The organism is Thermococcus sp. P6 (assembly GCF_002214525.1).
Taxonomy (GTDB): Archaea; Methanobacteriota_B; Thermococci; order Thermococcales; family Thermococcaceae; genus Thermococcus.
The window spans coordinates 926975-952255 of record NZ_CP015104.1 but is presented as its reverse complement, the minus strand read 5'-3'; the positions used below and the strand labels follow the sequence as shown (position 1 = coordinate 952255).

The window sequence follows — 25281 nt, the reverse complement described above, 5'->3', positions numbered from 1 at the left end:
CGCCCCCGTTACTCCTCAAAGCGAACCCCCAGGGATTCCATGAAGGCCCTTGCCCTTTCTATCTCCTCCTCGCTTTCCGAGAAGATTATTATCCCGATGTACCTCCCGAACCCCTTGGGGGAGGAGTGGATCCTCACGTTAAAGCGCTTCAGGGTCTCCCGCAGGACGGGTGCGAGCTTACTTTCGTCGGTTACCTCTGCCAGTAGCTTCCTCTGGGTGAACCTCCCGGCGCCGAGCTCCGGCAGAACTTCCTTTTCGAGCATGGCCTTCATCTCGCGGGGCATTCCCGGAAGGACGAATATTTTAACGCCGTTATGCTCTATGAAGGCTCCGGGGGCGGCCCCTTCGGGGTTCTCAAGGGGCTTCGAACCTTCGGGCAGGTAGGCCATCTTCCTCCGGGCCTCGTTCAACTCCGGGTCGTCTATAAGACCCCTCTCGTGCAGCTTCCTGTAAAACTCCGCGATCCTCTCGAGGCAGGGCTCGCAGAGCACCAGATTCCTTCCAAGGGCCCTTGCAACCCCCAGCATCGTAACGTCATCGTGGGTCGGTCCCAGACCGCCGGAGATCACCAGAACGCGGGGCTTCCTCCCGAGGATCTCCTCGATGACGCCGGCGATCTCCTCAACGTCGTCCCCCACCGTCGTCTTCCTCCTCACCACGTAACCCTTTTCCGTGAGCCTCTTCGCTATGAAGGAGGAGTTGCTGTCAACGGTGTTCCCCGTGAGCAGCTCATCGCCCACGGTGAGTATCTCGGCCAGCATCGTTCCCACCACCAATCCTTCCGGCCCTGGGTTTATAACCCCTGCGGAGCGCCGGCTTTCACCGCGGGTGAAAACAAGGCTTAAGTATTTTACAGCCATAAAACCCCCGGTGATAGCGTGAGGGTTAAGGTGGGGATCAACGGTTACGGAACCATAGGCAAGAGAGTCGCCTATGCCGTTTCAAAGCAGGACGATATGAAACTCGTGGGCGTTACAAAGACAAGGCCCGATTTCGAAGCATACCGGGCAGAGGAACTCGGAATCCCGGTTTACGCCGCGGACGAGAGGTTTTTACCGGGGTTCGAGGAGGCAGGTTTTGAGGTCGCGGGAACGCTTGAGGACCTTCTCAAGGAGGTTGACGTTATCGTGGACGCAACCCCCGGGGGAATGGGGGCCAGAAACCGGGAGCTCTACGAGAAGGCTGGAGTAAAGGCAATCTTTCAGGGCGGTGAAAGGAGCGAAGTTGCCCAGGTTTCCTTCGTGGCCCAGGCGAACTACGAGAGGGCCCTTGGAAAGGACTACGTTAGGGTCGTTTCCTGCAACACGACCGGCCTGAGCAGAACCCTCTCTGCCCTTCTGGAGTACATCGACTACGTTTACGCCGTCATGATTCGAAGGGCCGCCGACCCGGACGACAGCAAGAGGGGTCCGGTGAACGCGATAAGGCCGAGCGTTGAGGTGCCCTCCCACCACGGTCCGGACGTGCAGACGGTCATTCCGGTGAACATAGAGACGACGGCTTTTGTTGTGCCCACAACCCTCATGCACGTCCACAGCGTGATGATAGAGCTGAAGAAACCCATAGAAGAGAGGGACGTCATCGATATTTTCGAGAACACGACGCGCGTGCTCCTCTTCGAGAAGGAGAAGGGCTTCGAGAGCACCGCCCAGCTCATCGAGTTCGCCCGGGACCTTCACCGCGAGTGGAACAACCTCTACGAGATAGCCGTCTGGAGGGAGAGCGTGAGCGTTCGCGGAAAGAGGCTGTTCTACATTCAGGCCGTTCATCAGGAGAGCGACGTCGTTCCCGAGAACGTGGATGCCATAAGGGCCGCCTTCGAGCTGGCGGACAAGCGGGAGAGCATAAGGAAGACGAACAGAAGTCTGGGGATCCTGAAGTGATTCGGGCGTTTTCCCCAAATTTTAAATGTCTTAACGTAGAAACCCCCTCCGTGGTAGCATGGAGCGGGAGGAGTATCTGATCGTCCTCGGGGTGGCCCTCCTGACGTTCTTCTTCCTCTTCCCCAACGAAAACCTCAGTGGAACTTTCTGCGAGGGTGATAGGGGAACACTCGGTGATTATTACGTAAGCGTTCAAAACGGCTTTTTGAGGGTCTCCAGCGACGGGCAGGAAGTTTTCGTGGCGAGGGGTGAAAGCGTTATCCTGAGGAAGATCCAGCCGGACTACTCCTTTTCAGAGGGCTGTTATACCCTGAACATCAGGGTAAAACCGAAGATGACGCTCTACCTCTTCATCCTCGGGGTCGGGGTCATAGGGATTGCCTTCTACTACATGGCATTCCTGAAATACCGCTAAATCCCGAGCCTCTTCATGACCTCCTCCTTGCCGATTCCCACAACGAGCAGGTCCTTCTCCCTTCCGGTTTCTCCCCTGACGATGCTCACCTTCGCATCTAAAAGCCCGGAAAGGAACTTCACGAGCTCCCTGTTGGCCTTTCCCTCAACGGGCGGGGCCTTTATCCTGACCTTCAGCCTCCCACGCCACTCATCTATCCCCTCTATTCGGTTTTCCTTTGCCTTCGGCTGGACGTAAACCCTGAGGATGACCCCGTCTCCGGTCTCCTTTATGAAGGCGCTCATTCCAGACCCTCCGGCCCGTATTTCCATACCACCTCCGGCGGGAAATCGCCCCGCTTAAGCCCCTCGAGGATCTCTCCGGCGACACGATGGGCGAAGTCGAAGGTTTCCCTCTCGATGAGACCGTAGTTGAGCGCCATCTCAAGCTCGTCCTCGTCGAGCAGGAAGGCCCTCCCGTCCGGGAAGACGAAGACGTCAAGGAAAAGATCCAGCATCTCCAGAGTGTTTCCCTCGCGCTTCGTGTAGGCCAGCACGTCCACGTAAAGCCCCTTGAAGTCCCCCCGGTCGTAGACCTTCAGGACGTCGTAGTTCTTCCCGACGAAGGCGAAGTAAACCATGGTGTAGCCGTTTTTGATAACCTCGACGCCGTTCACCCTGAGGGGGGCGAGCATGCCCTCGAACCGGGATTTTGCCACCACAACATCCCCGAGGTCGGCTATGACCTCGTCCTCCCGTTCAAGGATCCTGTCGGGAACACGGCGGTAGATCAGGTGGATTTTCATGGAAAACACCAAAAAGGGAGTATTATCCAAAAATAAGCTCCCTCAGCTTTCCGGGTAGTTCTTCGATCGCAACCCTGATCTGCTCCCTCGTGTCCCTATCTCTGACCGTCACCTTTCCGTCCTCTGGTGTCTGGTTGTCCACGGTGACGCAGTAGGGCGTTCCTATCTCGTCGTACCTCATGTAGCGCCTCCCAACGGTGTCCTTTTCGTCGTAAACCGCTATGAAGCCGGCCTTCTGGAGGGTTCTGAAGACGTCGTAGGCTATGCTCTTAAGCGGTTCCTTGGCGACGAGCGGCAAAACGGCCACCTCGATCGGGGCCATGTCCTTCTTGATCTTCAGGTAGGTCCTGTCTTCCTCCATAACCAGCGAGTTCTCGAGGAGGAGGTAGAAGGGTCTGTCCACGCCGAAGCTCGGCTCGAGCACGTGGGGAACTACCTTCTCGCCCGCAACCTTTTCCTCGACCTCTTTGATGATGAAGTCCTCTTTCTCGAGCTCGTAGCCCTCTATCGTGATTTTCCCGTCCCTCTCGAGGATCTCAAGCATTCCCCTGAGCTTTTCCTCGTCCCAGCCCCGGATCAGCTCTGCCACCCTCTTCGCGTCCTTCTTCAGCCTCGGTCCAACGCGCTTCATGTTGAGGCCAACTTCGAGGCGCCTCACAACCTTTGGCTCATCGTAGTGGATCATGACGGTAAGGTCGGCACCACTCATCCTCATGTGCCTGCTCAGGTCGTAGTCGCCGCGGTAGGCTATGCCAACGCACTCCACCCAGCCGAAGCGCTCGCTTTTAACTTCTCCATCCCACGTGTCCTTTGAGTAGTGGGCCCTCTCCTCGGGGAGCTGTTGCCTGAAGCGTATGGCCTCCTCCGGGATGCCTATGTCGAGGAGAACGCGCTTGACCATGACCATGTAGTAGGCGAAGAAGGTGTTAAGGAGGTAGCCCCTTCTAACGGCCTCCTCTGCGGTTACCTCTATCTCCCCGAGGTCCTTGAGCTGGTTTTCTATTGGGTAGAGCCTCAAAACCTCTTCCCTGACCTCGTCGAAGTGGGGATGTTCGGTTTCCGCTGGATTGAAGAATATTTCAGCCTCCGCCTGCGTGAACTCCCTGAGGCGAAGCATTCCCTGTCTCGGGGATATTTCGTTTCTGTAGGCCTTTCCTATCTGGAAGACGCCAAAGGGAAGCCTGTTTCGAGCGAAGGCGTTCAGACGCCTGAAGTTCACGAAGATCCCCTGAGCGGTCTCGGGTCTGAGGTAGCCCTTCTGATCACCGTAGGGCCCTATCCCCGTCTCGAACATGAGGTTGAAGTACCACACCTCACCGAGCTCACCGCCGCACTCGGGACAGCGGATGTCGTGCTCCCTTATGAGCCGGGTGAGGTGCCCGGCGCTCAGGCCCTCGGCGTCTATACCGAGCGCTTCTTCGACCACGTGGTCGGCCCTGAATCTGGCCCCGCACTTCGTGCACTCCACCATGGGGTCGACGAACTTCTCAACGTGCCCGCTCGCTATGAAAACCTTCTCCGGGGTTATGTCGGGAGTTTCAAGCTCGAAGAAGCCCTCCCTCCGAAAAGCCTCCCGGATCTTCCCCTCGATCTTCCTCTTTATGCTCGCCCCGAGGGGACCGTAATCGTAGAAGCCTCTCGCACCGCCGTAGATTTCAAAGCTCCCCCACGCAAAGCCCCTCCTCCTCATGAGATCCTGAAGAACATCGTACTTATCGGTTCCCATAACCACCACCTGAGACTGGAGTGGGGGCGTTTCATAAAAAGCTTTTGGAAAAAGGGAAATCAATCCCTTCCCAGAACGAGGACGCTCAGGGGCGGCACCTCCAGAGTACCCGAGACGGCGTAATCCCCGGGCCACAGGACCCGCCATTCTCCCCCGGGAAGGGTGATTTCAGCGGGTTTTTCCCAGCTGTTGGCCACCACGAGAACCTCATCCTCGTGCCCCCTGAAGAAGGCCATCACGCCCCCGCTGGCGGTGTAAAACCTTATGGCACTGCTCCTCAGGGCGGGAACGTTCCGCCTCAGCGCGGCCAGGGCACGGTAGTGGTTAAGCACATCCTCGTTCACCTCATCCCACCTTATCGGGTAGCGCTGTTCGTCGTAGTGTCCTTTATCGCCCAGAAGTCCCCTCTCGTCCCCCTGAAACGTCACAGGAGTGCCGGGAAGGGTGTAGAGGAGCGTGGAGAGGAGTTTGAGCCTCACGATGGATTCGTTGGTCGGCCCCTCCCCGAGGCTCCCCCCGCCGAGATCCGTGAGAACCCTCGAAGTGTCGTGGGAGTCGACGAGGTTGAAGCCCATAGCGGCCACGTTCTCCCCGTAGGAGGCGTAGTACCTGCCCATCATCTTCATGGCCGCTTCCCCGCTCAGGTGACCCCTTGCGTAGTTAAGCAGGATGTCCCTTCCGAGGGCGTAGTTCATCAGCGAGTCGAAGAGATCCCCCTTAACCCACTCCGGAGAAAGCGTCCATATCTCGCCCACCAGATAGGCATCGGGATGCTTCTCCTTTACACGCTCCCTCATCTCGGAGAAGAACGTCTCAGGATCGAGGAGATCGCCCGGCGTATCGACCCTTATCCCGTCGAACCCGAAGTCGAGCCAGTAAAGTGCGGCGTTTATCAGGTACTCCCTGACCTCCGGGTTGGTCGTGTTGAGCTTCGGCAGACTGCCGAGCCCCCACCAGCCCATGTAGGCGTTTCCATCGCCCAGAAGGAAGGGCCACTGCTTTACGATGAACCAGTTCCAGTAGGGGCTCCGGTTTCCATTCTTCCAGACGTCGAGGAAGGCCGGGTTTCCGATGCCCGCGTGGTCTGGCACGAAGTCGAAGATGACCCTCATGCCCCTCCTGTGGGCCTCGTCGAGAAACTCCCTTAGTTCATCTTCGGTCCCGAACTTGGGATCGAGCCTGTAGTAGTCGTAGGTGTCGTAACCGTGGACGCTCCCGGAGAGGAATATCGGGTTGAGGTATATTATCGTGACCCCGAGGCTTTCCAGGTAGTCGAGCTTCTCCGTTATCCCCTTTATGTCCCCCCCGAAGTACTGGTGACAGCAGTGAAGGGGTGTAATTGGATCGCTCCAGTTCGAGAGCAGGGGTCTTCCGGGATGAACCTGGTTGAGGAGAAGCTCGTCGTGGTCGAGGGATAGAGCATCGTTGCTCTCGTTGCCGTTGTTGAACCTGTCGGGGAATATCTGGTAGGTTATCCCGTTGCTCACCCACTCAAGCTGGGGGAACCTGTCGACGCCGTCGAAGTTGAAGAAGGGGTTCTCGCTCGTGTTGAGGATCGCGAAAAGGCCACCATCTGTGGAATTCACGAGGATGTAATACCTCATGGGGCTAACGAAAGGCACCTCTGCCCTCCACATCTCCCCCGAGTCCCACCAGAGCTGGCGCTTCATCGTGTAGTTTCCAGCGTCCGTTACGAGCAGTGCCGAGCTCACCGTCTCCTTCCCGGCCTCAATCCTCACAACTGTCCTGTTGTCGGCAACGCTCAGGTAGGCGGGGTCTTCGGGATCAAAGCGGACGTAGAAACCGGGGCTTCCCTTAACGATCCTGACGGCGTTCTTCCCGCCGTAACCGTCGTTTGCATACCCGTCCGCTTCGGGGTCGTAGGGCTTTCCGGTGCCGTCGTCGGACATGTCCCTGACCCACTGGCCGTTGATGAAGTACTTGTACTCGTACTTTCCGGGTTTAAGGCAGACCGTTCTGCTCCACGTTCCATTTTCCTCCTTCATCGGCCACTCATTCCATCCGTTGAAACTCCCCCGAAGGCTGACCGACTCCACCGTCCCGTTCTCCGGGTGATAGGTGAACCTGACGCCAACCATTCCGGCCGGACACCCCTTCCCGGATCCGGTGTAGAGGGGGGTGTAGTTCCCGGAGGGAAGGCCGACCCCGGGCCGGGCCGCGGCGGAAGTCGCTTCGGAAGGCGTCTCCGGGAGGTTTCCGGTGGAGATGCAGCCGCTCACCACCGCGGTAAGGAGGAGAAGGAAAATCAGCAAACCCGTCCTTTTCATGATACCACCATATTCACCACGGGTGATACCTTTATATAATCTCCGGATTCCCCCGGAGCCAGACCGCGGGGAGGGGGAAAGAGTTATAAACCGTTTCTCTCGTTATCGTTACGAACTTTGATTATTTGGAGGTGCGCGAAAATGGCGGAAAGACCACTTGACGTTATTCACAGGTCGCTCGACACGGACGTGCTCGTGCTCCTGAAGAGGGGTTCCGAGTTCAGGGGCAGGCTCATCGGTTACGATATCCACCTGAACATCGTCCTTGCGGATGCTGACCTCATCCAGAACGGTGAGGTCGTTAAGAGTTACGGTAAAATCGTTATCAGGGGAGACAACGTTCTGGCCATCTCCCCCGTTGAGGTTGAGTGAAGTGAGATCCAGCGGGTGGTAACGATGGGAAGCGGGACTGCACCAAAGGGCAGGAGGAACCACACTCCAACCCACATAAAATGCAGGCGCTGTGGAAAACGCGCCTACAACGTTAAGAAGGGCTACTGTGCCGCCTGTGGCTTCGGAAGGAGCAGGCGCATGAAGAAGTACAGCTGGTCCCACTCCTGGAGAAAGAAGAGAAACCTCCGCTACTGATTTTATTTTCTTTTTGGCCCGGTTAGATCAAGCGCCACCGCAACCCTTATTAAGTCAAACCCCCTTCTCCCCGTTTAGAGGGACGTCTTAATGATTCGCCTCAACGAACACCAGCGCCGCCTCTGGGAACTGGCGTGGCCGGCCATAACCGGGAACATCTCCCAGACCCTCCTCAACCTGGTGGATATGATGATAGTGGGCCACCTCGGTACCCTCGCCCTTGCAGCTGTGGGTCTGGCCGGTCAGGTGAGCTGGTTCATGATGCCCATCATGATCGCCATCTCAACGGGAACCCTCGCGCTCGTAGCGAGGTTCGTGGGTGCGAGGGACGAGGCCAGCGCAATCTTAACACTTGAACAGAGCCTTTACCTCTCGTTTCTCCTCGGGGTTCCCGTTACCCTCTTCGGATGGTTCTTTGGGGACGATATCCTCAGGATAATGGGTGCAAAGCCGGACGTGATTTCCCTTGGCTACGGGTACATCAGGGTGTTGTTCGCGTTCTATCCAATTAGATTCGCCGGTTTCACGGCATTCTCCGCCCTCAGGGGTGCCGGGGACACGAAAACGCCCATGAAACTCGGCATTCTGATGAACGCTGTAAACGGGGTCCTCGATTACCTCTTGGTGTTCGGAAAGCTCGGCTTTCCAAGACTGGAAGCGGTCGGTGCGGCGTGGGCATCGGGGATAGGGATAACCACCTCCTTCCTCATCGGCCTCTACCTCCTCTGGAGCGGAAGGCTGGTGCTCCACTTCAGACCGAGCTGGAGCTTCCATCCGGACATGGCAAGGCGCATTCTCCGGATAGGTATACCGGCGATGATAGAGCGTGGCATCTTCAGTTTCTACAACTTCCTTTACATGAGCATAGTAACCCGCTTCGGAACGGTGCCCCTTGCCGCCCATCAGGTTGGCCTCAGGGTCGAGAGCATAGCCTACATGCCGGCTTTCGGCTTCAACGTGGCAACCTCCGCCCTCGTCGGCCAGAGTCTCGGTGAGGGAAAGCCTGAAAAGGCCGAAAGGATAACCTACGAAGCCCTCAAGATGGTGGGGCTCTTCATGGCCGTTATGGCCTTCATCCTGATAGCCTTCCCCCGCTACCTCGTGATGCCCTTCGTGAGCCCGACCGATCCGAACCGTCTGGATGTTGTGAGACTCGCAGCAGTGTACCTGACGATCGTCGGGATAAGCGAGATACCCCTCGGATGGCTCTTCGTCCTCAGCGGCGCGCTCAGAGGTGCCGGGGACACGAAAACGCCGATGTACATAACGGCGGTAAGCAAGCCCCTCTTCCGCCTGATCCCGGCTTACATCCTCGGCTTCGGCGTTACGATTGGGGGGATTCACATCGGTGGTCTCGGCGTTGTTGCCGCGTGGGTGGCCATGAGCCTCGAAACCTTCACCACCGCGGGGCTCTTCTGGTGGGCCTTCAAGAGGGGAGGATGGAAAAGCGTAAAGGTATGACTAAAGGGCCGAGACGTGGAAGAGGGCCTCCATAAGCCTTCCAAAGGCGTAGCTTAAGAAGGCCGCCCCAAGGCCCGTGGTAACCATCTCGACGACCTTCTTCCTCACGGATATTCCCGAGAGGAGCGATATCAAAGTCGCCACTACGGCGAGGGCAGAACCCGCGAAAAGCACGGACAGGGGGAGGGCCACGAGGGAGCTTGAGGCGAGGAAGTAGGGGGTAACCGGAAAGACCACGCCCAGCAGGTAGGAAAGGCCCGTATACAGGGCCGCCCTCACCTCGTTCTCCTCGGCCTCGGGAAGGAGAAGGCCCATAACGGCTTCACTGTTGCTGGAGAGCTCTCTGGAAACCTCCCTTGCCACATCCTCGGGCATTCCCCCCTCAACGAGCCTCTCGACGAGCTCTTCCATTACCCTCTCGGGGGAAACCCTGAAGAGAACCTCCATCCTCTCCCTGACGGATTCCTTTACCTGTCTCTGGGAGCGGACCGAGACGAAGCTCCCTATGGACATGGAGAGGGCCCCCGCGACCCCAACGATAAGACCGCTTATCCCCACCAGATGAGGGTTCCCCGGGTAGACCGCGGAGAGACCGGTAACAGCGCCGAGAATCTCGACGAGGCCGTCGTTCATGCCGAGGATCAGATCACGCGTGTTCTCAACGTGGAAGCGTTTCTCCTCCTCCCTGAAGAACTTCTCGTGCTCGAGTTCCTCCAGAACAATCCGTTTTAGGGATTCCCTCTCCTCCTCCGTGAGCTCTCCAGAGTAGGTCGTCAGGTATTTTAGGTACTTCTGAACGGCGCTGTTTTCTCCCATCTCGAGGAGGGAAGCCACGGCACCCGGTCCAAGAACCTTCCTGAGCAGTCTAACCCAGAAAACCGTGAGCCCTTTTACGGAAGGCCTTGGCACCTTTCCCCCGCGCCTCTTTACGAAATCGTGCCAGAACCGGGCATGGCTGGATTCCATGCGCGAGAGCCGCATAAACTCGTTCCTCACCTTCTCGTCCCGCTCAAACTTCGCAAGCTTCGCATAGAGTACCGAATCGGCGTACTCATCCCTGTAAAATTCCCGGGCGAGGGCTATCATATCCTTCATCCCCGCTCCCCCGAGATGGTTCGAGACGGAGGTTATAAAGTCATCCCCCCATGGCTTTGAGGACCTCCCGGAAGGGTGCGTCCGTCTTCAGGGCCGTGGGCGAGAAATGGGTCCTCGTGGCGCGGTAGCCGAGTTCCCTGAGGGTTTCAATGATCCCCTCCAGCCTGCCAACCTCGAGGCCGTTCCTTCTCGCGAGGGCGTGGGTGTCGTAGAGGAAGGGCACGTCCAGTTCCTCCACGAGGGTCTTGAGGAAGGGAAGGGTCTTTTTGTGGGACAGAACTTTATCACGGGCCCTTTTCAGCATTTCACGGGTGAAATCTTCGTCCTTCAGCGGACCGAGCCACAGGGGACCATGGGGCCCGGGTTTCCCCGGCAGCGTTCCGGTCAGGTATTCAAACTCCCCGCTGGCATCCTGCCACAGGTAGCCGAGGCTGGAAAGGCTCTCATCGGATTTTCTGGCACCGCTCTTGAGCTTTAGAAAAGCGCGGAAGTAGTGGTCCCGGTAATAGGCGAGCAGAACGTCCACACCGAGGTCGTATTTAGCGGCGTACCTGACGGCCGTTCCTATGAGGATCCTGAGACCTGCCTCGTGGCACAGCTCCCCCCTTATGGGCTCCGCAAGGTACTTCCTGCGGCAGGCGTTTCTGTAGGCCCCGCAGAGAACTCCGGCGTCGGTTGCCGTGAGGGCTACAACGCCCCTCCTCTTCACGCTCCTCAGGGCGTTATCGAGGAACCACACCGGCGATCCGAAGGGATCGATGTCTATGAAATCGAAGTACCGGAACTTCCCTGCCATGAGCCCGTTCGCATCGCCGAGATTCACCACGACCCTTTTCTCCCCGAGGAAGTGAACCCTTCCTTTCCCGGCCCAGCTTCCCTCCAGCCCGAGGTTCGTCCAGACGTTCTTCAGTATGAGGTTGAACGCTTCACCGCTTATGTCGTTGAGCCAGATCTCTTCAGCAGGGGTTTCGAGGGCGTAGCGGATTCCCCTTATGCCCGTCGCGGAGAAGGCATCGAGGACCCTTTTCGGCTCCAAGATATCAACGGCCAGAACGCTCAGGTCCCGGTTCAGGGCCATGACCGGGTTATAGAAAACGGGGGCGTCGTAAATTCTCTCAGCATCGGGAACAAGGATCTCCGCGAGGCCCTCCTTCAGCTTACGAAATCCCATCCTCCCACCGTGGGAAGGAGAGCTGAGGGGTTTAAAGGATTTACCCGCGGACCTAAAGGAACTGCTGCAGGTCGTCGTCTATCTCCAGCACCCTGCGGAGCTCCCGTATCTTAATGAAGTTGATCCTCTCCTGGAGCAGGGCAACGTCGCTCTTGTAGGGTGAGGCCTTCTGAATGAAGAGGGTGTTGTCGTCCAGAACGTAGGTGAACCTGCTCGCGCTGTCGTCTATCCAGACGAAGGGCTCATCCGGATGAAGTTCGCGCAGTGTGGCAAACTTCTCGAGCATGTCCCGGGTTCCGTTGAAGGTTATGACCTCATCGAACTCGTCGTACCAGTTGGTCTTCTTCATGAAGATGACCTTTCCCCCGGGGTAGGTGTGCTCACCCGAGAAGCTTATAACCCTCCTGCCGCGCCTCCTCAGTTCCTTAACCAGTTCTCTGGCAAAGGGCAGGTCCCTTATGTAGCGTGGCATCAGCTTGTAGTACTCATGGATCGTCCCCTGGGCGACGAGCTCGTGGATAACGGTAAGGTGCCTGTAGGTGAGCCTGCCCTTGATGAAGAGGAAGAGGGCCTGATAGTAATCGTCGTAGAGATCGCTCTCTATCACCGCGGGCAGGGTTTTCTCTATGGCTATCCTGAGGGCCTTTTCAACCGCCCCGGTGCTGTCCACGAGGGTGCCGTCAAAATCAAAAAGGTACACCGTCATCTCCGGTCCCGTGGTGTTTCCTCAGCGCGGTTTATATCCCTTCCGGCCCGGCCCCGAAAGGGTTTTATTGCACCCGGCTTAGTAGAACCGGTGATCGTATGAGGATCGAAAGACTTCGGGAATTCATAGCCGGGAAGGAACTCGACGGGGCACTCATAACGGGAAGGGAGAACCTGTTCTACTTTTCAGGGAGCGCCCCCGTCCTCGGCGGTTACCTCGTTGTCACCCCGGACGATGCCCTCTTCATCGTTCCAGAGCTCGAGTACGAGGAGGCAAGGGAAACCTCGAGGGTTCCCGTGGAGAAGTTCAAGACGGGAAAGGAACTCTACGAGAAGCTCTCCTCCCTCAACCTGAAAAAGCTCGGGATCGAGGGGAAAACAAGCTTTTCAACGCTTCAGACCCTCAGGGAGAAGGTGGGGGTGAGGGAGTTTACCTCCATAGACGAGGTCGTGAGGGACCTCAGGATAATAAAAGAACCCGAAGAGATCGAGGCCATAAAGGCCGCCTGCGAGATAGCCGACATGGCGATGATGGCGGCGCTCGAGGAGGTACGCGAGGGCAGGCGGGAGAGAGAAGTGGCGGCCAGAATGGAGTACGTAATGAAGATGAACGGGGCCGAGAAGCCGGCCTTCGACACGATAGTAGCGAGCGGTCCTCGTTCGGCCCTGCCCCACGGGATTGCCGGCGACAGAAGGATCGAACGGGGCGATCTGGTGGTCATAGACGAGGGGGCACTCTACAGGCACTACAACTCCGACATGACCAGAACGATAGTCGCCGGCAGTCCGAACGAGAAGCAAAAAGACATCTACTACGCCGTCCTCGAAGCCCAGAAAAAGGGCGTTGAGATGGCCAGACCCGGAGCTAAAGCAAAGGACGTTGACGGGGCCGTCAGGGAGGTCATAGCCGAATACGGCTACGGAGATTACTTCATCCACTCAACCGGGCACGGCGTTGGACTGGAGATCCACGAGTGGCCAAGGGTAAGCCAGCAGGACGATACGGAGCTCAGGCCGGGGATGGTGATAACCGTGGAACCCGGGATATACCTCCCCGGCTTCGGCGGGGTGAGGATAGAGGACACGGTACTGATCACAAGGGAAGGCCCGGTAAGGCTGACCAAAACTGAGAGGGAGCTCATCTGAGGACCTCTCCATGGGCGACCCGGGGGTGGAAGGGTGCAGATAATCCATCAGGACGTCAAGGAGGGCAGGGTGAAGGTCAGGGCGGAGACCCTCGACGATCTCTGGCACCTCTACCACATCATAGACCCCGGGGACAGGGTTTACGCCAAAACCCTCAGGAAAAAGGCCCAGCGCTCGGATTCCCTCAGGGCCGAGAAGGTGGAGGTCGTTCCCGTCTTCCTCGGGGTCAGGGCCGAGAAGGTGAACTTCCATAGGTTCGCCAACCAGCTGAGGGTTACGGGGCCGATAGTGTACGCCTCGAGGGAGGACGTTCCCCTCGGTAAGTACCACACCATAACCGTCGAGGAGGGAACGGTCGTAACGATAGAAAAGGAGCGCTGGAGGGAACACCATCTGGAAAGGCTCAGGGAGGCGGTTCAGGCATCCAGAAGGGCCCGCGTTATGGTGGTGGTCATCGACTACGGGGAGGCCGACATGGCCGTCATCAGGGCCTACGGCGTTGAGATGCTCAAGGGGATACGCCACAACCTCGGGGGGAAGATGTACGGCACCGACCGCGAGGGAGAGGAGAAGAGGTTCTTCCACGAGGTGGCAAGGGCCATAGAGGAGGTGATGGAGCGCGAGGGTATCGAGAGGGTCATCGTGGCGGGCCCCGGCTTCGTTAAGGAGGACTTCCACGCCTTCCTGCGGGAGAAGTACCCGGCGCTGGCAGGGAAGGTTGTGCTCGAGGACACCAGTGTAACCGGAAGAACGGGGATATACGAGGTTATCAGGCGCGGAACCGTTGAAAAGGTTTATCACGAGAACCGCGTGGCCAAAGAGGTCAGGCTCGTCGAGAAGGTGCTCGAGAACGTGGCGAAGAACAACGGTCTCTCTGCCTACGGTCTGAGAGAGGTCGAAGAGGCCGTTAACTACGGTGCGGTGGAGACGCTACTCGTCCTTGACGAGCTCCTCAAGGGTGAGAACAGGGAGAGGATCGAGGAGATAATGGAGGCCGTCAGGCATTCGAGGGGAGAGGTCGTCGTGGTAAGCTCGGAGCACGAAGGGGGGGAGAAGTTGAGGGCCCTCGGAGGGCTCGCGGCCCTCTTAAGGTTCAAAGTCCGGTGAAGGCCGGGCGTAGAGTTCAACGTAGGGGTCGCCCTCGAACCGGGGAAACGGCCTCTCCGAGCCGTCCTCCATCAAAAGACGCTCCCTTCCCTCCGTGAACTCCCCGATGTCGAAGGCCTCGATTCCGTTTTTACGCAGTTCCGCGATCAGGGGGGCCGAGTTTTCCGGAGGGGTTATGGCTATCAGCGTTCCACTCGAGGAAACGCTCCAGGGCTCGAGATCGTAAAACTCCAGAACCTTCCTGACGAGGGGATCGAGCTTTAATTCGGAGGCTTTTACCAGAAAGCCAAGGCCGGAGTTGTCCGCTATCTCGTGCAGGGCCGTTAGACCACCTTCGGTCGCGTCGTGCATTCCCCTGACGAAGGGTCTGGCCGTTAGCGCATCGGGAACCACGGTTTCAAGTCTGTACATGGATCTGAGTCTCGAAAGCTCCCCGGGTTTTAGGACTCTCCTAAGCTCTCCCCTGAAGTGGGAAGCCGAAACCGCGAACTCGAGGGCGACCTTAGCTGTGACAATTATCCTGTCGCCGGGCCTCGCGAGGGGAAGCTTCAGCTCCTCCTTTCTAACCGTCCCCATCGCGGTGGTCGTTGCGGTGGGCTCGTTAAGGGACGGGTAAACCCCCGTGTGGCCACCCACTATGGAGCTTCCGTACCTCCTGCACTCGGAGTTCAGCTCTTCCATGGTCCTCTTCAGAAAAGCCTCCGGAGTTCCCGGGGGAAGGAGGAGATCGACGACGAGCCACCGCGGCCTCGCACCGAAAACGGCAACGTCACCCGAGGCGAAGTGGTAGGTGAAGAAGCCAAAGCCCTCTTCGGGAACGCCGAGGGTCGGATCCGTGGCCACTATCAGGTAGTTCTCACCGTCGTATTCGAGAACCGCGGAGTCGAACCCTTCCCTCGGCCCGTAGATTATCCTCTCATCCTCCATCCCGAGGTTGGGCAGCACAACCTCCCTCAAAAGGTCGTTCCTCAACTTTCCGGGCGGGAGCTTCATTTTAAACCCTCCTGAAACGGGAAACGATCCTTTCCGCTTCCTCCAGCGTTTCGCCATCGCAGTTCCAGCACATGATCTCAAAACTCGGGACCCTGACGCTCATACGGACCTTTCTCCTCCGGGCGAGTCTGCTTATCTCGTGGTTAACCCTGTAGGAGAGGTCCATCAGTTCCACACTCACCGTCTCCTCCCCCTCTATGTACTGGAGGGGACAGCCCTCGCGCCACTGCCTCCTTCTGCCGTGTTCGTACATGCGGTAGGGCCTTACGCCGGCCTCTTCCGCGAGTTCCTCAACCTCCCGGGCGGTGTACCCTATCAGGGGCCTAAAGATCGGGAGGCCCATCTTCGGCAGCTCGCAGAGCCTCGGCTCCCTGCAGCGGTCGAGCAACGCGCCCACGACCTTGTCGTTAGCGTTGTCCCCCTTGGCGATGACCTCGAACCCGTTGTTGAGGGCGAACCACTTCGCGTTCCAGAGCATGACCCTCTTACAGTTTATACAGACGGGCCCCTTCCTCCCAACGGCCTCACGCAGAAGACCGTCGGTGATGTCTATGAGGAAATGGTCAACGCCGAGCCTTCGGGTGAAGCCCATTGCCCGGCTGAGGGGTTCCCTCCAGCTCCAGCGGTGAAAGAAGGTCAGGGCCGAAACGTCAAGCCCCGCCTCCCTAAGGAGGTACAGAGCGAGAGAGCTGTCCTTCCCCCCGGAGAAAAGGATGAGGACCCTCTTACGATGCAGTCCGGTTTTCTCCGAGAACTTCACTACCTCCTCAACGGCCCGTTCGATCATACGGGAAGCTTGGAGTGAGAGCTTAAAAACCTGAGCTCGAGGCCCCGGAGATGCCTTCGAACCGGGAACATTCTATATTCAAACTTTCAAGTCAAGTTAGGCTCACTAAAACTTTTTAAAGTTTTCATGCCATAGAACATTGAATTAGAATAACCTAACGGTGATGATCATGATAGTACCTTTAAGCACGATGAAACCCGGCGAGAGGGGGGTCGTCGTTAACATTCTCAAGGGAGAACTCGCCCGGCAGAGGCTCACCTCCATTGGCATCGTCCCGGGGGCGACGGTTCAGGTGCTCGAATCCTACCCGTGGGGTCCCGTGATAATCTCCACCGGCGGCGTTAGGGTCGCCGTGGGCAAGGGGCTCGCCAGCGGGGTCATGGTGAGGAAGTTATAGGAGTGAGGATTATGATGAAGGTGGTCGCACTCGCCGGCAACCCCAACGTTGGTAAAACCACCATCTTCAATTCCCTGACCGGGCTGAGACAGCACGTTGGTAACTGGCCCGGGGTGACGGTGGAGAAGAAGGAGGGCGTGATGGTTCACGGAGATGAGAAGTTTCTGGTGGTGGACCTCCCCGGGATATACTCCCTGACGGCACACTCCGTTGACGAGCTCGTTGCGAGGGACTTCCTCCTCGGGGGAAACGCCGACGTGGTTGTGGATGTTGTCGATTCAACCGCACTCATGAGGAACCTCTTCCTGACGATGGAGATCCTCGAGATGGGGCTGAAGAACGTCATAATAGCACTCAACAAGATCGATCTTGCGGAGAAGAGGGGGATCCGGATAGACGTCAAGAGGATGGAGGAACTGCTCGGCGTCCCGGTGGTTCCCCTCAACGCCAAGGAAGGGGTCGGCATAGAGGAACTGAAGGAGAAGATAGCCCTCATGGCCCACGGGAAGATCGAAACGCGCCCCCGGATCCCGACCTACGATCCCGAGGTCGAGAGGGAGATAGAACACGTAACCCTTGTCCTCAGGGACACCCCCCTTGCCGAGAGGTACAGCCTCCGCTGGCTCGCGGTGAAACTCCTTCAGCGTGATGGGGACGTCATGAAACTCGTTCTCAAACACCTCGGAAAGGAAAAGCTCGACGAGATAATGGGGCACATCTCGGAGGTTGAGGAACGCTACAAAAGGGCGATGGATCTTATCATAGCGAGCCAGAAGTACGAGTTCATAGACGGCCTCATGCACGGCTTTGTAAGGTATTCAAAGGAGCAGGGGAGGTCCTTCAGCGATCGGCTGGACAGCTTCCTCACGCACCCCGTCTACGGCCTGCTCGCACTCTTCGGGGTGTTCTACGTTATCTTCAAGTTCGTCTTCGTCCTTGGCCTGCCCCTTCAGGAGCTGCTGGATGACGCGTTCTCGGCCTTCGGTGAATGGCTGGCCCTCATGATCTCCAGTGAGATGCTCCGCGGTCTTATCGTCGATGGAATAATCGCTGGCGTCGGCTCTGTCCTGAGCTTCTTCCCCCTCGTGTTCCTCCTCTTCTTCGCCCTCTCCGTACTGGAGGACATCGGCTACATGGCGAGGGCGGCCGTGGTGATGGAGCGCATCATGAGGAAGTTCGGCCTCCCGGGGAAGGCCTTCATGCCCCTCATACTGGCCTTCGGCTGCAACGTTCCAGCGGTTATGGCGACGAGAACCCTCGAAGACGAGAGGGACAGGCTGGTCACCATGCTCGTTAACCCGCTCATCCCCTGCAGTGCCAGACTGAGCGTCATAAGCTTCATAGCCGGTGCGTTCTTTTCGAAAAATCAGGCCCTCGTGGCGGTCGGGATATACGCCATCGCGATCATGCTCGCACTCGCGGTGGCGTGGTTGCTCAGCAGGTTCGTCATTAAGGGGGAGGAGAGTCCCTTCGTCATAGAACTGCCCGAGTACCTGATACCATCGTGGAAAACGGTGACGATCCATTCATGGGAGCGGAGCAAGGAGTTCATCAAAAAGGCGGGAACGATAATCCTGCTCGGCTCGGTCATCGTATGGTACATGAGCGCCTACCCCGTTCCGATAGGCACCGGGGGGAGTTACGCCGAGAGGCTGGGGGCATTGTTCGAACCCTACATGAAACTTATGGGGCTTGACTGGAAGGCGGCTGTTAGCCTGCTCTTCGGTATCATAGCCAAGGAGAACGTGATATCGACCTACGGGATAATATACGGCAACACCGATGCGATGGTAGGAGCTATGACGCCTCTGCAGGCCTTCGTGCTGGCGCTCGTCACGACCCTCTACGTACCCTGCATAGCGACGATAGGGGCCATAAGGGCGGAGAGCAACTGGAAATGGGCGGCCTTCGCCGTCATCTACATGACGGCCCTCGCGAGCCTCGTGGGGATCGTCGTCTGGAACCTTGGAACCGCTCTGGGCTACTGAGGTGAAAACGTGCTTGAAAGGATACTCGAACTCATAAAAGCTGGAAAGAACGTCGACGAGATCTCCAGGGAGCTCTCCATATCCCGGGAAGAGGTGGAGGGTGCCTTGAAGATCCTCGAGAGCATGGGCTACGTCGAACGGGTTGAACTCGGAAGTCCGGCCTGCGAGACCTGCCCCCTCAAAAGCGTCTGCCCCGGTTCCTGTTTCAGGTTTAAGGGCAAGGTGTACGCTCCCCTGGAGTTTCACCCCGGGAGAAAGAAGGAAGGTGGCAAGGAGTAGGGAATATTTAATGGCCGTAAAATATATAAGTCCGGAGGCGCAGTGTTAAACGGTGATGTTATGAAGGCGGTTATTCTCGCCGGCGGTTTTGGAACGAGGTTAAGGCCGCTCTCCTCCACGAGACCTAAGCCAATGATCCCGGTCCTTGGAAAGCCCAACCTCCAGTACCTCCTCGAAAGGCTGGAGAAGGTGGAGGAAATCGACGAGGTCATCCTGTCCGTTCACTACATGCGCGGTGAGATAAGGGAGTTCATCGATGAGAAAATGGCGGACTATCCAAAGGGCTACGCTTCGTTAGCGACCCGATGCCCCTCGAAACGGGGGGAGCCCTGAAGAACGTCGAAGGGTACGTGGACGGGGATTTCCTCGTGATCTACGGTGACGTATTCACGAACTTCGACTTCGGGGAGCTGATAAAGGCCCACGGAGAAAAGGGCGGTCTGATAACCGTGGGCCTCACCAAGGTCTACGATCCGGAGCGCTACGGTGTCGCGGAGACGGACGAGGAGGGCAGAATAGTCCACTTCGAGGAGAAACCCCACAGGCCCGGAACCAACCTCGTGGATGCGGGAATCTACGTCGTGAACAGGAAGGTACTCGAGGAGATTCCCGCCGGAAAGGAGGTCTACTTCGAGCGTGAGATCCTTCCGAAGTACGTGGCGAAGGGGGAAGTCTACGGCTACAGGATCCCGCGCGATTACTACTGGGTTGACCTCGGAACGCCGGAGGACCTTTTCTACGCTCACCAGATAGCCCTCAACGAAATTGCCCGGGACGACGGTTACATGACCATAAAAGAGACGGCTCAGGTCCCCGAGGACGTTGAGATTCAGGGGCCGGTTTACATAGACGAAGGGGCAAAAATCGGACACGGCGTTAAGATAAAGGCCTACACCTACATCGGCCCCAACGTTATACTGGAAGACGGTGCCTACGTAAAACGGTCCATACTAACGGGCAACGACGTAGTTAAGGAGCGCGCCGAGCTCAAGGACGTTATCCTTGGGGAGGGCGTGGTAGTTGGAAGGAACGTCATACTAAAGGAAAACGCCGTCCTTGGCGACTACTCGAGGGTTAAGGACAACCTCGTCATATACGGCGCCAAGGTCCTGCCTTGGAAGAAGGTTGAGGAGTACGAGGCCTACATCAAAATAAAGCTGGATCCAACGAAGGTCAGGCCCGGCCTTACCCCCGAACGCTGTCCCCTCGGCCTGCCCGAGTGCATCTACACCAAGTTCAAGGCCATAGCGGGGGAGAAACCGCCCTGCGACGAGTGCATCGAGAACCAGTGGCTCTTTTGATCGGCTCTTTTGAGCCTTTTTTAATAATTCAGCCTCGGGTTGTACTCGAGGAGCATGAGGCCGTTTTTAAATATCCTTATGGTGCCGCTCTCGGAGAGGGTTATGGCCACCGCCTTCGTAAGCCGGGTTATGGCCGCGGCCGCTATGTGCCTGCTCCCGAGTCCCGCCGGAAGCATCAGCTCGCCCGGCTTCACCTCAGCCTCGAGGTACCTACCGGCTGCCACTATCCTTCCGTCATCCCTGACCACGAAGGCCCCGTCGAGCTGGGCGAACTCCTTTATGATCTCCTTACTGTTCCTGTCGAGGACGTTTATCCTGTGTCCCTTGAAGGGGTTGGGTATGAGCTGATGGGAGTGCCTGAGCACCCTCCTTGAATCCCCGAGGGTGAAGATCGTTCCAACGGAAAGACCCTCCCTGCCCTCGACGCTCAGCTCTATCGCTATATCAAGGAGCCTCTGAAGAACGTTCTGATTCTCGGCGAAAAAACCTTTCATGGCAGATATCCTGTTCTCAACGGTCTTTACTCCTATAAGCTCCGGAGTAACGTAAACGAAGGGATCCCCCTCGGCCAGTATTTCCTGCTCGATCAGAAAGGCCGAGATCAGGTTCAGGGCGTTGTTTATGTCGAGGCTTCTGGGAATGGAGACCCTCTTAACCCTCTCATCCTCAACATCGAAGGAAGATCCAACTATCACAACCGTAACGTCCACGTCCGGAACGTCCTCAGCCTTTAAATCCTCGAAGATAACGAGGGCCCTGCCGTTGATAGCTCTGACTATCTCCACGGCAGCCTTTATCAGAACGGAAAGCGTTTCCTCACCCATGACCATCGCCGTTGATTATTCCTCCACCTTATAAACCCTGCCCTCAAAAACGTTAAAAGAATCATCCCCTATTCCTTCCGGTGAGGACATGAAGGTGATAGTGGCCATCACGGGTGCGAGCGGTTCTATCTACGGCCTCAGGCTCATCCAGGTTCTGAAGGAGCTCGGCCATGAGGTCGTTACGATGGCCTCCAGAACGGGACTCAGGGTTACGAAGTACGAGACCGGTATGGATTTTCACCCCGATTACGGGGAGGACGATCTTTTCGCCCCCGTGGCCTCGGGCTCGAACCCCTTCGATGCCATGGTGGTGGCCCCGTGCTCGATGAAGACACTCGCCGCGATAGCGAACGGTTATGCAGATAACCTGATAACCCGAACGGCCGACGTGGCCCTGAAGGAGCGCAGAAAGCTCGTTCTGCTCGTCAGGGAGACCCCCCTGAACCTGATACACCTGAAGAACATGGTGAAGATCACCGAAGCGGGGGGTATAGTTATGCCAGCATCTCCGGGATTTTACATAAAACCCAAAACTTTGGACGATATGGTAAACTTTATAATCGGAAAGATCCTAGATACCATTGGAATCAACAACGATGTTTACCCCCGGTGGAGGAGTTAACATGACCCAGCTTGACGACCTCGATAGGGCCATCATCCGCGTCCTGAAGCAGGATGCGAGGTTAACCATCTCCCAGATAGCCCAGAAACTCGACAGGCCGGAATCGACGATCCATTTCAGGATTAAAAAACTGCAGGAGAAGGGGGTAATCGATAGGTACACCATAGTTCTCGGGGACAGCTTCAGGCCGAGGAACCTCGCCCTCGTCTACATACAGGCCGAGACCCCCGTGATCGAGGAGTTCCTCGAGAGGTACGTTAGGTACGTGATGAGAACCCTTTCCATGCTCCCGAACGTCATGGCCGTGGCCAGAAGCGGAAAGGACGGGGTGGTGGCGCTCATTGGGGAGGATTCCCCCGAAAGGTTAAACCGCTTCATCGACGAGACCATCAGAACCCTCCCAACGCTCAAAAGGGTCGAGGTTTTCGAGCTGGACGAGTTCGCGAAGGGAGGCGACCTTGCGGGCTTCCTCGTGGGGGTTTGAATGGAAATCGAAGTTAAGTTCCGCGTCAACTTCGAGGAGATCAGGAGGGCAATAGAGTCCTTAGGGGCAACTTTCGTGAGGGAAGAACTTCAGGAGGACCTCTACTTCTCGATCCCCCTCCCGGAACTCCTCAGGGTAAGGCGGATACGTAACCTCGACCGCTCTTTTCTAACCTACAAACGCATAAACGATCCGGGAAGGAACGAGGAGTTCGAAGAGATAGAGGTCGAAGTTTCGGACTTCGAGAAGACCCGCCTGATCCTTAAACGCCTCGGCTTCGGGGAGGAGCTATGGGTCCGGAAGAGGCGCCTCGTCTACAGGCTCGGGGAGGTCACCTTCGAGCTTAACGAGGTCGAAGGCCTCGGGGCCTTTCTCGACATAGAGGTGATCTCCGGGGATGCTGACGAAGCGAAGGGAAGGATATGGGATGTAGCCGGAAAACTCGGGCTCGGAAGGGAGGACGTTGAGCCGAGGCTCTACCGGGAGCTCCTCCGTGAGGCCGGGAAAAGGGTTAAATAATTCGACCACACAGAATTACACGGGGATCGCAATGGGATCCAACCGCGGACAGGGTTCCCTCGAGTACCTTTTCATGATAGCGGTCGCTCTGGTGATGGTTCTGGTAGAGTACTCGCCCTGAGCTACGCCAACCTGAGCGACGAATCACAGGTCATGGAATTCTCAAAGCTGGTGTGCAAATACGCGGAGGAGTACAACCTCTCCGAGGTTTACCTCGCCGACCTAAGCCTTCAGAGGATAGGTCTCGACCCTTGTGCCCAAAAAACGCCCGGCGAGGCGGCCGGAGAGACAGCAGACGGAGCGTCAGGTGAAGAAAATAAAATCTGCGGGCCGGCCCTTTTTCTCCTCCTGACCCTACTCGGCCCCTTCATCTCGCGGTGGCGACTATCCTGATTATATCGTTGAACTCAAGCTCATAATCCTCCCCAATCCTCCTGTGGGTTTTTGCGTTGACGGCGTAGAGGAAGGTCCTCCCGAGGTCGGTGTGGACCTTAAAAGCCAGATCCCTCGGCGTTGAACCCTTCTTCATTAGATAAACGTGGGGGAGAACGTTGCCGAAACCGTCGGTGAGCTTATGCTCGTCCTCAACGGGGTAGACCGGCACAAGGTTCAGGAGCTCGAAGGTTGCCCTGTTTATCACCTCCTGGACTCCCGTGGAGCCAAACCTTTCGAGGACCCTCTCCTTTATGAGTTGAAGGGCCTTCTCCTGCCTTCCGCTCAGGGGCTTTAGGATCCTGAAGTCGCTCGAACCCGGCACGTAGTCTATGAACCCGGCCTTTGCGGCCTTCCTCAGGGTCAGCTCCGCCGCTGCGCTCGTCGGGACGACTATGTATCCCCTGCTCTTCCCCTTCCTTATCAGGCGCTCTATCTGGGCGTCCGCAACAGCATCAGCCTTGTTGGCCGCTATTATTATCGGCTTGTTTATCTTCCTGAGCTCGCGAACGAAGGCGAACAGGTCCTCGTCGCTCCACCCGGTCGGATCATCTTTCAGACCGAGCCTGTGAATCGCCTCGAAGGCATCCTCCTCCGTAACGCCTATGCCCGTGAGCTGGTCGGCTATCGCCTGGGCGAGTTTCAGGCGCTGCAATCTTACGCGCTTTGCGAACTTCTCCCAGTTATTCCTCAGGATGCCGTATATCCAGTGCTCTATCTCCTTCTCGAGGAACTCTATGTCCTTCACGGGATCGTGGTGCTCAACGGGGTTTCCCTCTTCATCGGTTTTGCCGGTCGCATCCACCACGTGGATTAAAGCGGAGGCCATCCTCAGGTCATCGAGGAACTTATTACCGAGACCGCGCCCTTCGTGAGCCCCCGGCACGAGGCCCGCAACGTCTATCACCTTTATTGGAATCAGGGCCTTTCCGTCCCTGTATTCGTAGTTCTGCGGGTTCGGCCTGCAGCCGAGTTCCCTGCAGGGATGCTCGGTTATCACATAGCTCACGCCGACGTTGGCCTCAATGGTCGTGAAGGGGTAATTCGCAATCTGAACGTCGAGGAGCGTCGCGGCCGCAAAAAACGTCGATTTTCCAACGTTTGGCTTTCCAACGAGGCCTATCTCCATGACCACCACCGGGCTAATTTAAGGGGAGGGTTTTAAGGAGTTTCGGCGCTGAAGGGCAAGCTCCACGGCCCTCTCAGCCACCACATCAAGGGGATCGATGAGGGGGACGCTCAGGTCCCCGGGCCTCAGGACGACGCTTACCTCGGTACAGCCGGCTATGATACCATCGACACGCCTCTCGAGCCTTTTCGCAACCTTCAGTAGAAGCTCCCTCCCAAGCTCAAGGTTTCCGGCCTTTACGCCTTCGTATATCCCCCTCATCACGAGTTCCTGATCCTCCTTCCCGGGAACCGCCACCCCAACACCCCTCTCGAGGAGCGCGCGGTGATAGATGAGGCCCTTGATCGTTCCGTCGGTGGCGAGGAGACCGACCTTTTTCAGGCCCATGGCCTTCACGCGCTCCCCCGTTTCCTCCACCATGCTGACGAGGGGGATCCCGATGGCCTTCTGGATGGTATCGGCAAAGAAGTGGGCCGTGTTGCAGGGCATTATTATGAAATGGGCCCCCCATCTTTCGAGTTTTCTGGCGGAATCAACGAGCTCGGGCCTCGGATCCTCTCCCTTCCCGAGGATGAAGGCCGTCCTGTCGGGGATCTTGGGGTTGCTGTAGATCAACACCCTCGGGTGGTCCTGATCTCTCTTCGCCGGGGTTTTCTCAACTATTCTCCTGAAGAGCTCCACCGTCGCCATGGGGCCCATGCCACCGAGGATTCCGATCACCCTTTCGGACATTATCATTCCTCCAGCCACACCGAGTCGTCCCCGCGGTAGTTGAGCTTGACCACGAAGAGCCTGAAGGGTTCATCGCTCCCGTTGACGACCCAGTGAACGGTCTTTGGCTTTACGAGGAAGACATCACCGGGCTTCGCAACGTACTCAACCTCGCCTATCCCGAGCCGCGCCTCGCCGCCGATTATGCAGAACAGCTCGTACTGGTGGAGGTGATAGTGCTTCCCAACCCTCTGCCCCGGCTTCACCTCCACTATCTGGGCGTAGCTTCCCGGAGGCAGCTCTCCCTCGAAGAGGGGCAGCTTCCGGTAGGTTCCCCTGTCGATCATTTCCCTTACGGTTCCCCTCATCCGCAACCCCCTCGGGAGTTGTCCTTAGGGTTGAAAAGGTTTTTTATTTCGACGCCCATCGAAATGCCCAAAAAATTT

29 protein-coding genes and 1 pseudogene are annotated in these 25281 nt (G+C 57.4%); 16 read left to right on the top strand and 14 right to left on the bottom strand.

Annotated features, from left to right (window positions below; genetic code table 11):
* Window positions 1–8: 8 nt before the first annotated feature.
* On the bottom strand, window positions 9–761 hold the full coding sequence (locus tag A3L12_RS05145; protein ID WP_088882620.1) for a molybdopterin-binding protein: 753 nt from the start codon (window positions 759–761) through the stop codon (window positions 9–11).
* A gap of 117 nt (window positions 762–878) precedes the next feature.
* Between A3L12_RS05145 and A3L12_RS05140 the strand changes: the two genes are divergently transcribed.
* Together A3L12_RS05140 and A3L12_RS05135 are read left to right on the top strand one after the other, a co-directional pair.
* Entirely contained in the window at window positions 879–1883 is a 1005-nt protein-coding gene (locus tag A3L12_RS05140; protein WP_088882619.1) for a phosphorylating glyceraldehyde-3-phosphate dehydrogenase, read from the top strand.
* A 58-nt stretch (window positions 1884–1941) separates the two neighbouring features.
* Window positions 1942–2298, top strand: a complete 357-nt coding sequence (locus tag A3L12_RS05135; protein ID WP_088882618.1) for a hypothetical protein — start codon at window positions 1942–1944, stop codon at window positions 2296–2298.
* Here A3L12_RS05135 and A3L12_RS05130 read toward each other — a convergent pair.
* From A3L12_RS05130 to A3L12_RS05115, 4 genes are read right to left on the bottom strand one after another with little or no spacing between them, the layout of a single operon-like run.
* Window positions 2295–2582, bottom strand: coding sequence for a DUF167 domain-containing protein (locus A3L12_RS05130; protein WP_088882617.1), 288 nt, complete (start codon window positions 2580–2582; stop codon window positions 2295–2297). The two genes, A3L12_RS05135 and A3L12_RS05130, sit on opposite strands and share 4 nt — an antisense overlap.
* Entirely contained in the window at window positions 2579–3082 is a 504-nt protein-coding gene (locus tag A3L12_RS05125; protein WP_088882616.1) for a DUF402 domain-containing protein, read from the bottom strand. The genes A3L12_RS05130 and A3L12_RS05125 overlap by 4 nt, the downstream gene beginning before the upstream one ends.
* 22 nt (window positions 3083–3104) lie before the next feature.
* Window positions 3105–4808 (bottom strand): glycine--tRNA ligase, encoded by a 1704-nt coding sequence (gene glyS / locus A3L12_RS05120; protein WP_088882615.1) that lies wholly within the window; start codon window positions 4806–4808, stop codon window positions 3105–3107.
* A 59-nt stretch (window positions 4809–4867) separates the two neighbouring features.
* Window positions 4868–7096 (bottom strand): alpha-amylase family glycosyl hydrolase, encoded by a 2229-nt coding sequence (locus tag A3L12_RS05115; protein ID WP_088882614.1) that lies wholly within the window; start codon window positions 7094–7096, stop codon window positions 4868–4870.
* Window positions 7097–7237: 141 nt separating this feature from the next.
* Here A3L12_RS05115 and A3L12_RS05110 point away from each other — a divergent pair, with 141 nt between their 5' ends.
* The 3 genes from A3L12_RS05110 to A3L12_RS05100 all read left to right on the top strand — a co-directional run bounded on the left by A3L12_RS05110 (window position 7238) and on the right by A3L12_RS05100 (window position 9145).
* Window positions 7238–7468 (top strand): LSm family protein, encoded by a 231-nt coding sequence (locus tag A3L12_RS05110; RefSeq protein WP_088882613.1) that lies wholly within the window; start codon window positions 7238–7240, stop codon window positions 7466–7468.
* Window positions 7469–7492: 24 nt separating this feature from the next.
* Window positions 7493–7684, top strand: a complete 192-nt coding sequence (locus tag A3L12_RS05105; RefSeq protein ID WP_088882612.1) for a 50S ribosomal protein L37e — start codon at window positions 7493–7495, stop codon at window positions 7682–7684.
* A 90-nt stretch (window positions 7685–7774) separates the two neighbouring features.
* A complete protein-coding gene (locus tag A3L12_RS05100; protein ID WP_088882611.1) occupies window positions 7775–9145 on the top strand; it encodes an MATE family efflux transporter in 1371 nt (456 codons plus the stop codon).
* Here the strand turns inward: A3L12_RS05100 and A3L12_RS05095 are convergent, their stop codons facing one another.
* Genes A3L12_RS05095 through A3L12_RS05085 form a run of 3 tightly spaced genes read right to left on the bottom strand, consistent with a single transcriptional unit; the run spans window position 9146 to window position 12117 of the window.
* Window positions 9146–10240, bottom strand: a complete 1095-nt coding sequence (locus A3L12_RS05095) for a VIT1/CCC1 transporter family protein (RefSeq protein WP_088882610.1) — start codon at window positions 10238–10240, stop codon at window positions 9146–9148.
* A gap of 40 nt (window positions 10241–10280) precedes the next feature.
* The gene (locus A3L12_RS05090; protein ID WP_088882609.1) at window positions 10281–11411 is read right to left on the bottom strand and encodes a tRNA (guanine(10)-N(2))-dimethyltransferase; all 1131 of its coding nucleotides are present in this window, start codon (window positions 11409–11411) and stop codon (window positions 10281–10283) included.
* Between the two features lie 52 nt (window positions 11412–11463).
* A complete protein-coding gene (locus tag A3L12_RS05085; RefSeq protein ID WP_088882608.1) occupies window positions 11464–12117 on the bottom strand; it encodes an HAD family hydrolase in 654 nt (217 codons plus the stop codon).
* 98 nt (window positions 12118–12215) lie between these two features.
* Here A3L12_RS05085 and A3L12_RS05080 point away from each other — a divergent pair, with 98 nt between their 5' ends.
* Together A3L12_RS05080 and A3L12_RS05075 are read left to right on the top strand one after the other, a co-directional pair.
* The gene (locus A3L12_RS05080) at window positions 12216–13262 is read left to right on the top strand and encodes a Xaa-Pro peptidase family protein (RefSeq protein WP_088882607.1); all 1047 of its coding nucleotides are present in this window, start codon (window positions 12216–12218) and stop codon (window positions 13260–13262) included.
* 33 nt (window positions 13263–13295) lie between these two features.
* Window positions 13296–14369, top strand: coding sequence for an mRNA surveillance protein pelota (locus A3L12_RS05075; RefSeq protein ID WP_088882606.1), 1074 nt, complete (start codon window positions 13296–13298; stop codon window positions 14367–14369).
* Here the strand turns inward: A3L12_RS05075 and A3L12_RS05070 are convergent.
* Together A3L12_RS05070 and A3L12_RS05065 are read right to left on the bottom strand one after the other, a co-directional pair.
* Entirely contained in the window at window positions 14349–15362 is a 1014-nt protein-coding gene (locus tag A3L12_RS05070; RefSeq protein ID WP_088882605.1) for an AIR synthase family protein, read from the bottom strand. The genes A3L12_RS05075 and A3L12_RS05070 overlap by 21 nt on opposite strands.
* Window position 15363: 1 nt before the next feature.
* On the bottom strand, window positions 15364–16149 hold the full coding sequence (locus A3L12_RS05065; protein WP_088882604.1) for a 7-cyano-7-deazaguanine synthase: 786 nt from the start codon (window positions 16147–16149) through the stop codon (window positions 15364–15366).
* A gap of 163 nt (window positions 16150–16312) precedes the next feature.
* Between A3L12_RS05065 and A3L12_RS05060 the strand changes: the two genes are divergently transcribed.
* The 4 genes and pseudogenes from A3L12_RS05060 (at window position 16313) to A3L12_RS05045 (ending at window position 20114) form a co-directional block, all read left to right on the top strand.
* Window positions 16313–16546: a FeoA family protein gene (locus tag A3L12_RS05060; RefSeq protein ID WP_335755169.1), complete on the top strand. Its 234-nt coding sequence runs from the start codon at window positions 16313–16315 to the stop codon at window positions 16544–16546.
* Between the two features lie 11 nt (window positions 16547–16557).
* Complete coding sequence (gene feoB, locus A3L12_RS05055) at window positions 16558–18534, top strand: ferrous iron transport protein B (RefSeq protein ID WP_088882602.1); 1977 nt, start codon at window positions 16558–16560, stop codon at window positions 18532–18534.
* A 9-nt stretch (window positions 18535–18543) separates the two neighbouring features.
* On the top strand, window positions 18544–18813 hold the full coding sequence (locus A3L12_RS05050) for a helix-turn-helix domain-containing protein (protein WP_088882601.1): 270 nt from the start codon (window positions 18544–18546) through the stop codon (window positions 18811–18813).
* A 60-nt stretch (window positions 18814–18873) separates the two neighbouring features.
* Window positions 18874–20114, top strand: a pseudogene (locus A3L12_RS05045) (sugar phosphate nucleotidyltransferase).
* Between the two features lie 20 nt (window positions 20115–20134).
* Here A3L12_RS05045 and A3L12_RS05040 read toward each other — a convergent pair.
* Window positions 20135–20938: a diadenylate cyclase gene (locus tag A3L12_RS05040; protein WP_088883223.1), complete on the bottom strand. Its 804-nt coding sequence runs from the start codon at window positions 20936–20938 to the stop codon at window positions 20135–20137.
* An 88-nt stretch (window positions 20939–21026) separates the two neighbouring features.
* Here A3L12_RS05040 and A3L12_RS05035 point away from each other — a divergent pair, with 88 nt between their 5' ends.
* Genes A3L12_RS05035 through A3L12_RS08295 form a run of 5 tightly spaced genes read left to right on the top strand, consistent with a single transcriptional unit; the run spans window position 21027 to window position 22956 of the window.
* Window positions 21027–21560, top strand: a complete 534-nt coding sequence (locus A3L12_RS05035) for a UbiX family flavin prenyltransferase (protein ID WP_088882600.1) — start codon at window positions 21027–21029, stop codon at window positions 21558–21560.
* A 1-nt stretch (window position 21561) separates the two neighbouring features.
* Complete coding sequence (locus A3L12_RS05030; RefSeq protein ID WP_088882599.1) at window positions 21562–22044, top strand: Lrp/AsnC family transcriptional regulator; 483 nt, start codon at window positions 21562–21564, stop codon at window positions 22042–22044.
* Window positions 22045–22563 (top strand): class IV adenylate cyclase, encoded by a 519-nt coding sequence (gene cyaB, locus A3L12_RS05025; protein WP_088882598.1) that lies wholly within the window; start codon window positions 22045–22047, stop codon window positions 22561–22563. It abuts the gene before it with no gap.
* 31 nt (window positions 22564–22594) lie between these two features.
* The gene (locus A3L12_RS05020) at window positions 22595–22684 is read left to right on the top strand and encodes a class III signal peptide-containing protein (protein ID WP_088882597.1); all 90 of its coding nucleotides are present in this window, start codon (window positions 22595–22597) and stop codon (window positions 22682–22684) included.
* Between the two features lie 50 nt (window positions 22685–22734).
* On the top strand, window positions 22735–22956 hold the full coding sequence (locus tag A3L12_RS08295) for a hypothetical protein (protein ID WP_157726702.1): 222 nt from the start codon (window positions 22735–22737) through the stop codon (window positions 22954–22956).
* Here A3L12_RS08295 and A3L12_RS05015 read toward each other — a convergent pair.
* From A3L12_RS05015 to A3L12_RS05005, 3 genes are read right to left on the bottom strand one after another with little or no spacing between them, the layout of a single operon-like run.
* Window positions 22931–24124, bottom strand: coding sequence for a redox-regulated ATPase YchF (locus A3L12_RS05015; protein WP_088882596.1), 1194 nt, complete (start codon window positions 24122–24124; stop codon window positions 22931–22933). The two genes, A3L12_RS08295 and A3L12_RS05015, sit on opposite strands and share 26 nt — an antisense overlap.
* A gap of 18 nt (window positions 24125–24142) precedes the next feature.
* Complete coding sequence (locus A3L12_RS05010) at window positions 24143–24856, bottom strand: aspartate racemase (protein WP_088882595.1); 714 nt, start codon at window positions 24854–24856, stop codon at window positions 24143–24145.
* A 2-nt stretch (window positions 24857–24858) separates the two neighbouring features.
* Window positions 24859–25203, bottom strand: a complete 345-nt coding sequence (locus tag A3L12_RS05005; RefSeq protein ID WP_088882594.1) for a cupin domain-containing protein — start codon at window positions 25201–25203, stop codon at window positions 24859–24861.
* Window positions 25204–25281 lie beyond the last annotated feature (78 nt).

Coding starts and splice junctions, on each gene's coding strand:
- A3L12_RS05145 (WP_088882620.1), bottom strand. CDS start 761: ATGCTGGCCGAGATACTCACCGTGGGCGATGAGCTGCTCACGGGGAAC.
- A3L12_RS05135 (WP_088882618.1), top strand. CDS start 1,942: ATGGAGCGGGAGGAGTATCTGATCGTCCTCGGGGTGGCCCTCCTGACG.
- A3L12_RS05130 (WP_088882617.1), bottom strand. CDS start 2,582: ATGAGCGCCTTCATAAAGGAGACCGGAGACGGGGTCATCCTCAGGGTT.
- A3L12_RS05125 (WP_088882616.1), bottom strand. CDS start 3,082: ATGAAAATCCACCTGATCTACCGCCGTGTTCCCGACAGGATCCTTGAA.
- glyS (WP_088882615.1), bottom strand. CDS start 4,808: ATGGGAACCGATAAGTACGATGTTCTTCAGGATCTCATGAGGAGGAGG.
- A3L12_RS05115 (WP_088882614.1), bottom strand. CDS start 7,096: ATGAAAAGGACGGGTTTGCTGATTTTCCTTCTCCTCCTTACCGCGGTG.
- A3L12_RS05110 (WP_088882613.1), top strand. CDS start 7,238: ATGGCGGAAAGACCACTTGACGTTATTCACAGGTCGCTCGACACGGAC.
- A3L12_RS05105 (WP_088882612.1), top strand. CDS start 7,493: ATGGGAAGCGGGACTGCACCAAAGGGCAGGAGGAACCACACTCCAACC.
- A3L12_RS05100 (WP_088882611.1), top strand. CDS start 7,775: ATGATTCGCCTCAACGAACACCAGCGCCGCCTCTGGGAACTGGCGTGG.
- A3L12_RS05095 (WP_088882610.1), bottom strand. CDS start 10,240: ATGAAGGATATGATAGCCCTCGCCCGGGAATTTTACAGGGATGAGTAC.
- A3L12_RS05090 (WP_088882609.1), bottom strand. CDS start 11,411: ATGGGATTTCGTAAGCTGAAGGAGGGCCTCGCGGAGATCCTTGTTCCC.
- A3L12_RS05085 (WP_088882608.1), bottom strand. CDS start 12,117: ATGACGGTGTACCTTTTTGATTTTGACGGCACCCTCGTGGACAGCACC.
- A3L12_RS05080 (WP_088882607.1), top strand. CDS start 12,216: ATGAGGATCGAAAGACTTCGGGAATTCATAGCCGGGAAGGAACTCGAC.
- A3L12_RS05070 (WP_088882605.1), bottom strand. CDS start 15,362: ATGAAGCTCCCGCCCGGAAAGTTGAGGAACGACCTTTTGAGGGAGGTT.
- A3L12_RS05065 (WP_088882604.1), bottom strand. CDS start 16,149: ATGATCGAACGGGCCGTTGAGGAGGTAGTGAAGTTCTCGGAGAAAACC.
- A3L12_RS05060 (WP_335755169.1), top strand. CDS start 16,313: ATGATCATGATAGTACCTTTAAGCACGATGAAACCCGGCGAGAGGGGG.
- feoB (WP_088882602.1), top strand. CDS start 16,558: ATGATGAAGGTGGTCGCACTCGCCGGCAACCCCAACGTTGGTAAAACC.
- A3L12_RS05040 (WP_088883223.1), bottom strand. CDS start 20,938: ATGGGTGAGGAAACGCTTTCCGTTCTGATAAAGGCTGCCGTGGAGATA.
- A3L12_RS05035 (WP_088882600.1), top strand. CDS start 21,027: ATGAAGGTGATAGTGGCCATCACGGGTGCGAGCGGTTCTATCTACGGC.
- A3L12_RS05030 (WP_088882599.1), top strand. CDS start 21,562: ATGACCCAGCTTGACGACCTCGATAGGGCCATCATCCGCGTCCTGAAG.
- cyaB (WP_088882598.1), top strand. CDS start 22,045: ATGGAAATCGAAGTTAAGTTCCGCGTCAACTTCGAGGAGATCAGGAGG.
- A3L12_RS05020 (WP_088882597.1), top strand. CDS start 22,595: ATGGGATCCAACCGCGGACAGGGTTCCCTCGAGTACCTTTTCATGATA.
- A3L12_RS05015 (WP_088882596.1), bottom strand. CDS start 24,124: ATGGAGATAGGCCTCGTTGGAAAGCCAAACGTTGGAAAATCGACGTTT.
- A3L12_RS05010 (WP_088882595.1), bottom strand. CDS start 24,856: ATGTCCGAAAGGGTGATCGGAATCCTCGGTGGCATGGGCCCCATGGCG.
- A3L12_RS05005 (WP_088882594.1), bottom strand. CDS start 25,203: ATGAGGGGAACCGTAAGGGAAATGATCGACAGGGGAACCTACCGGAAG.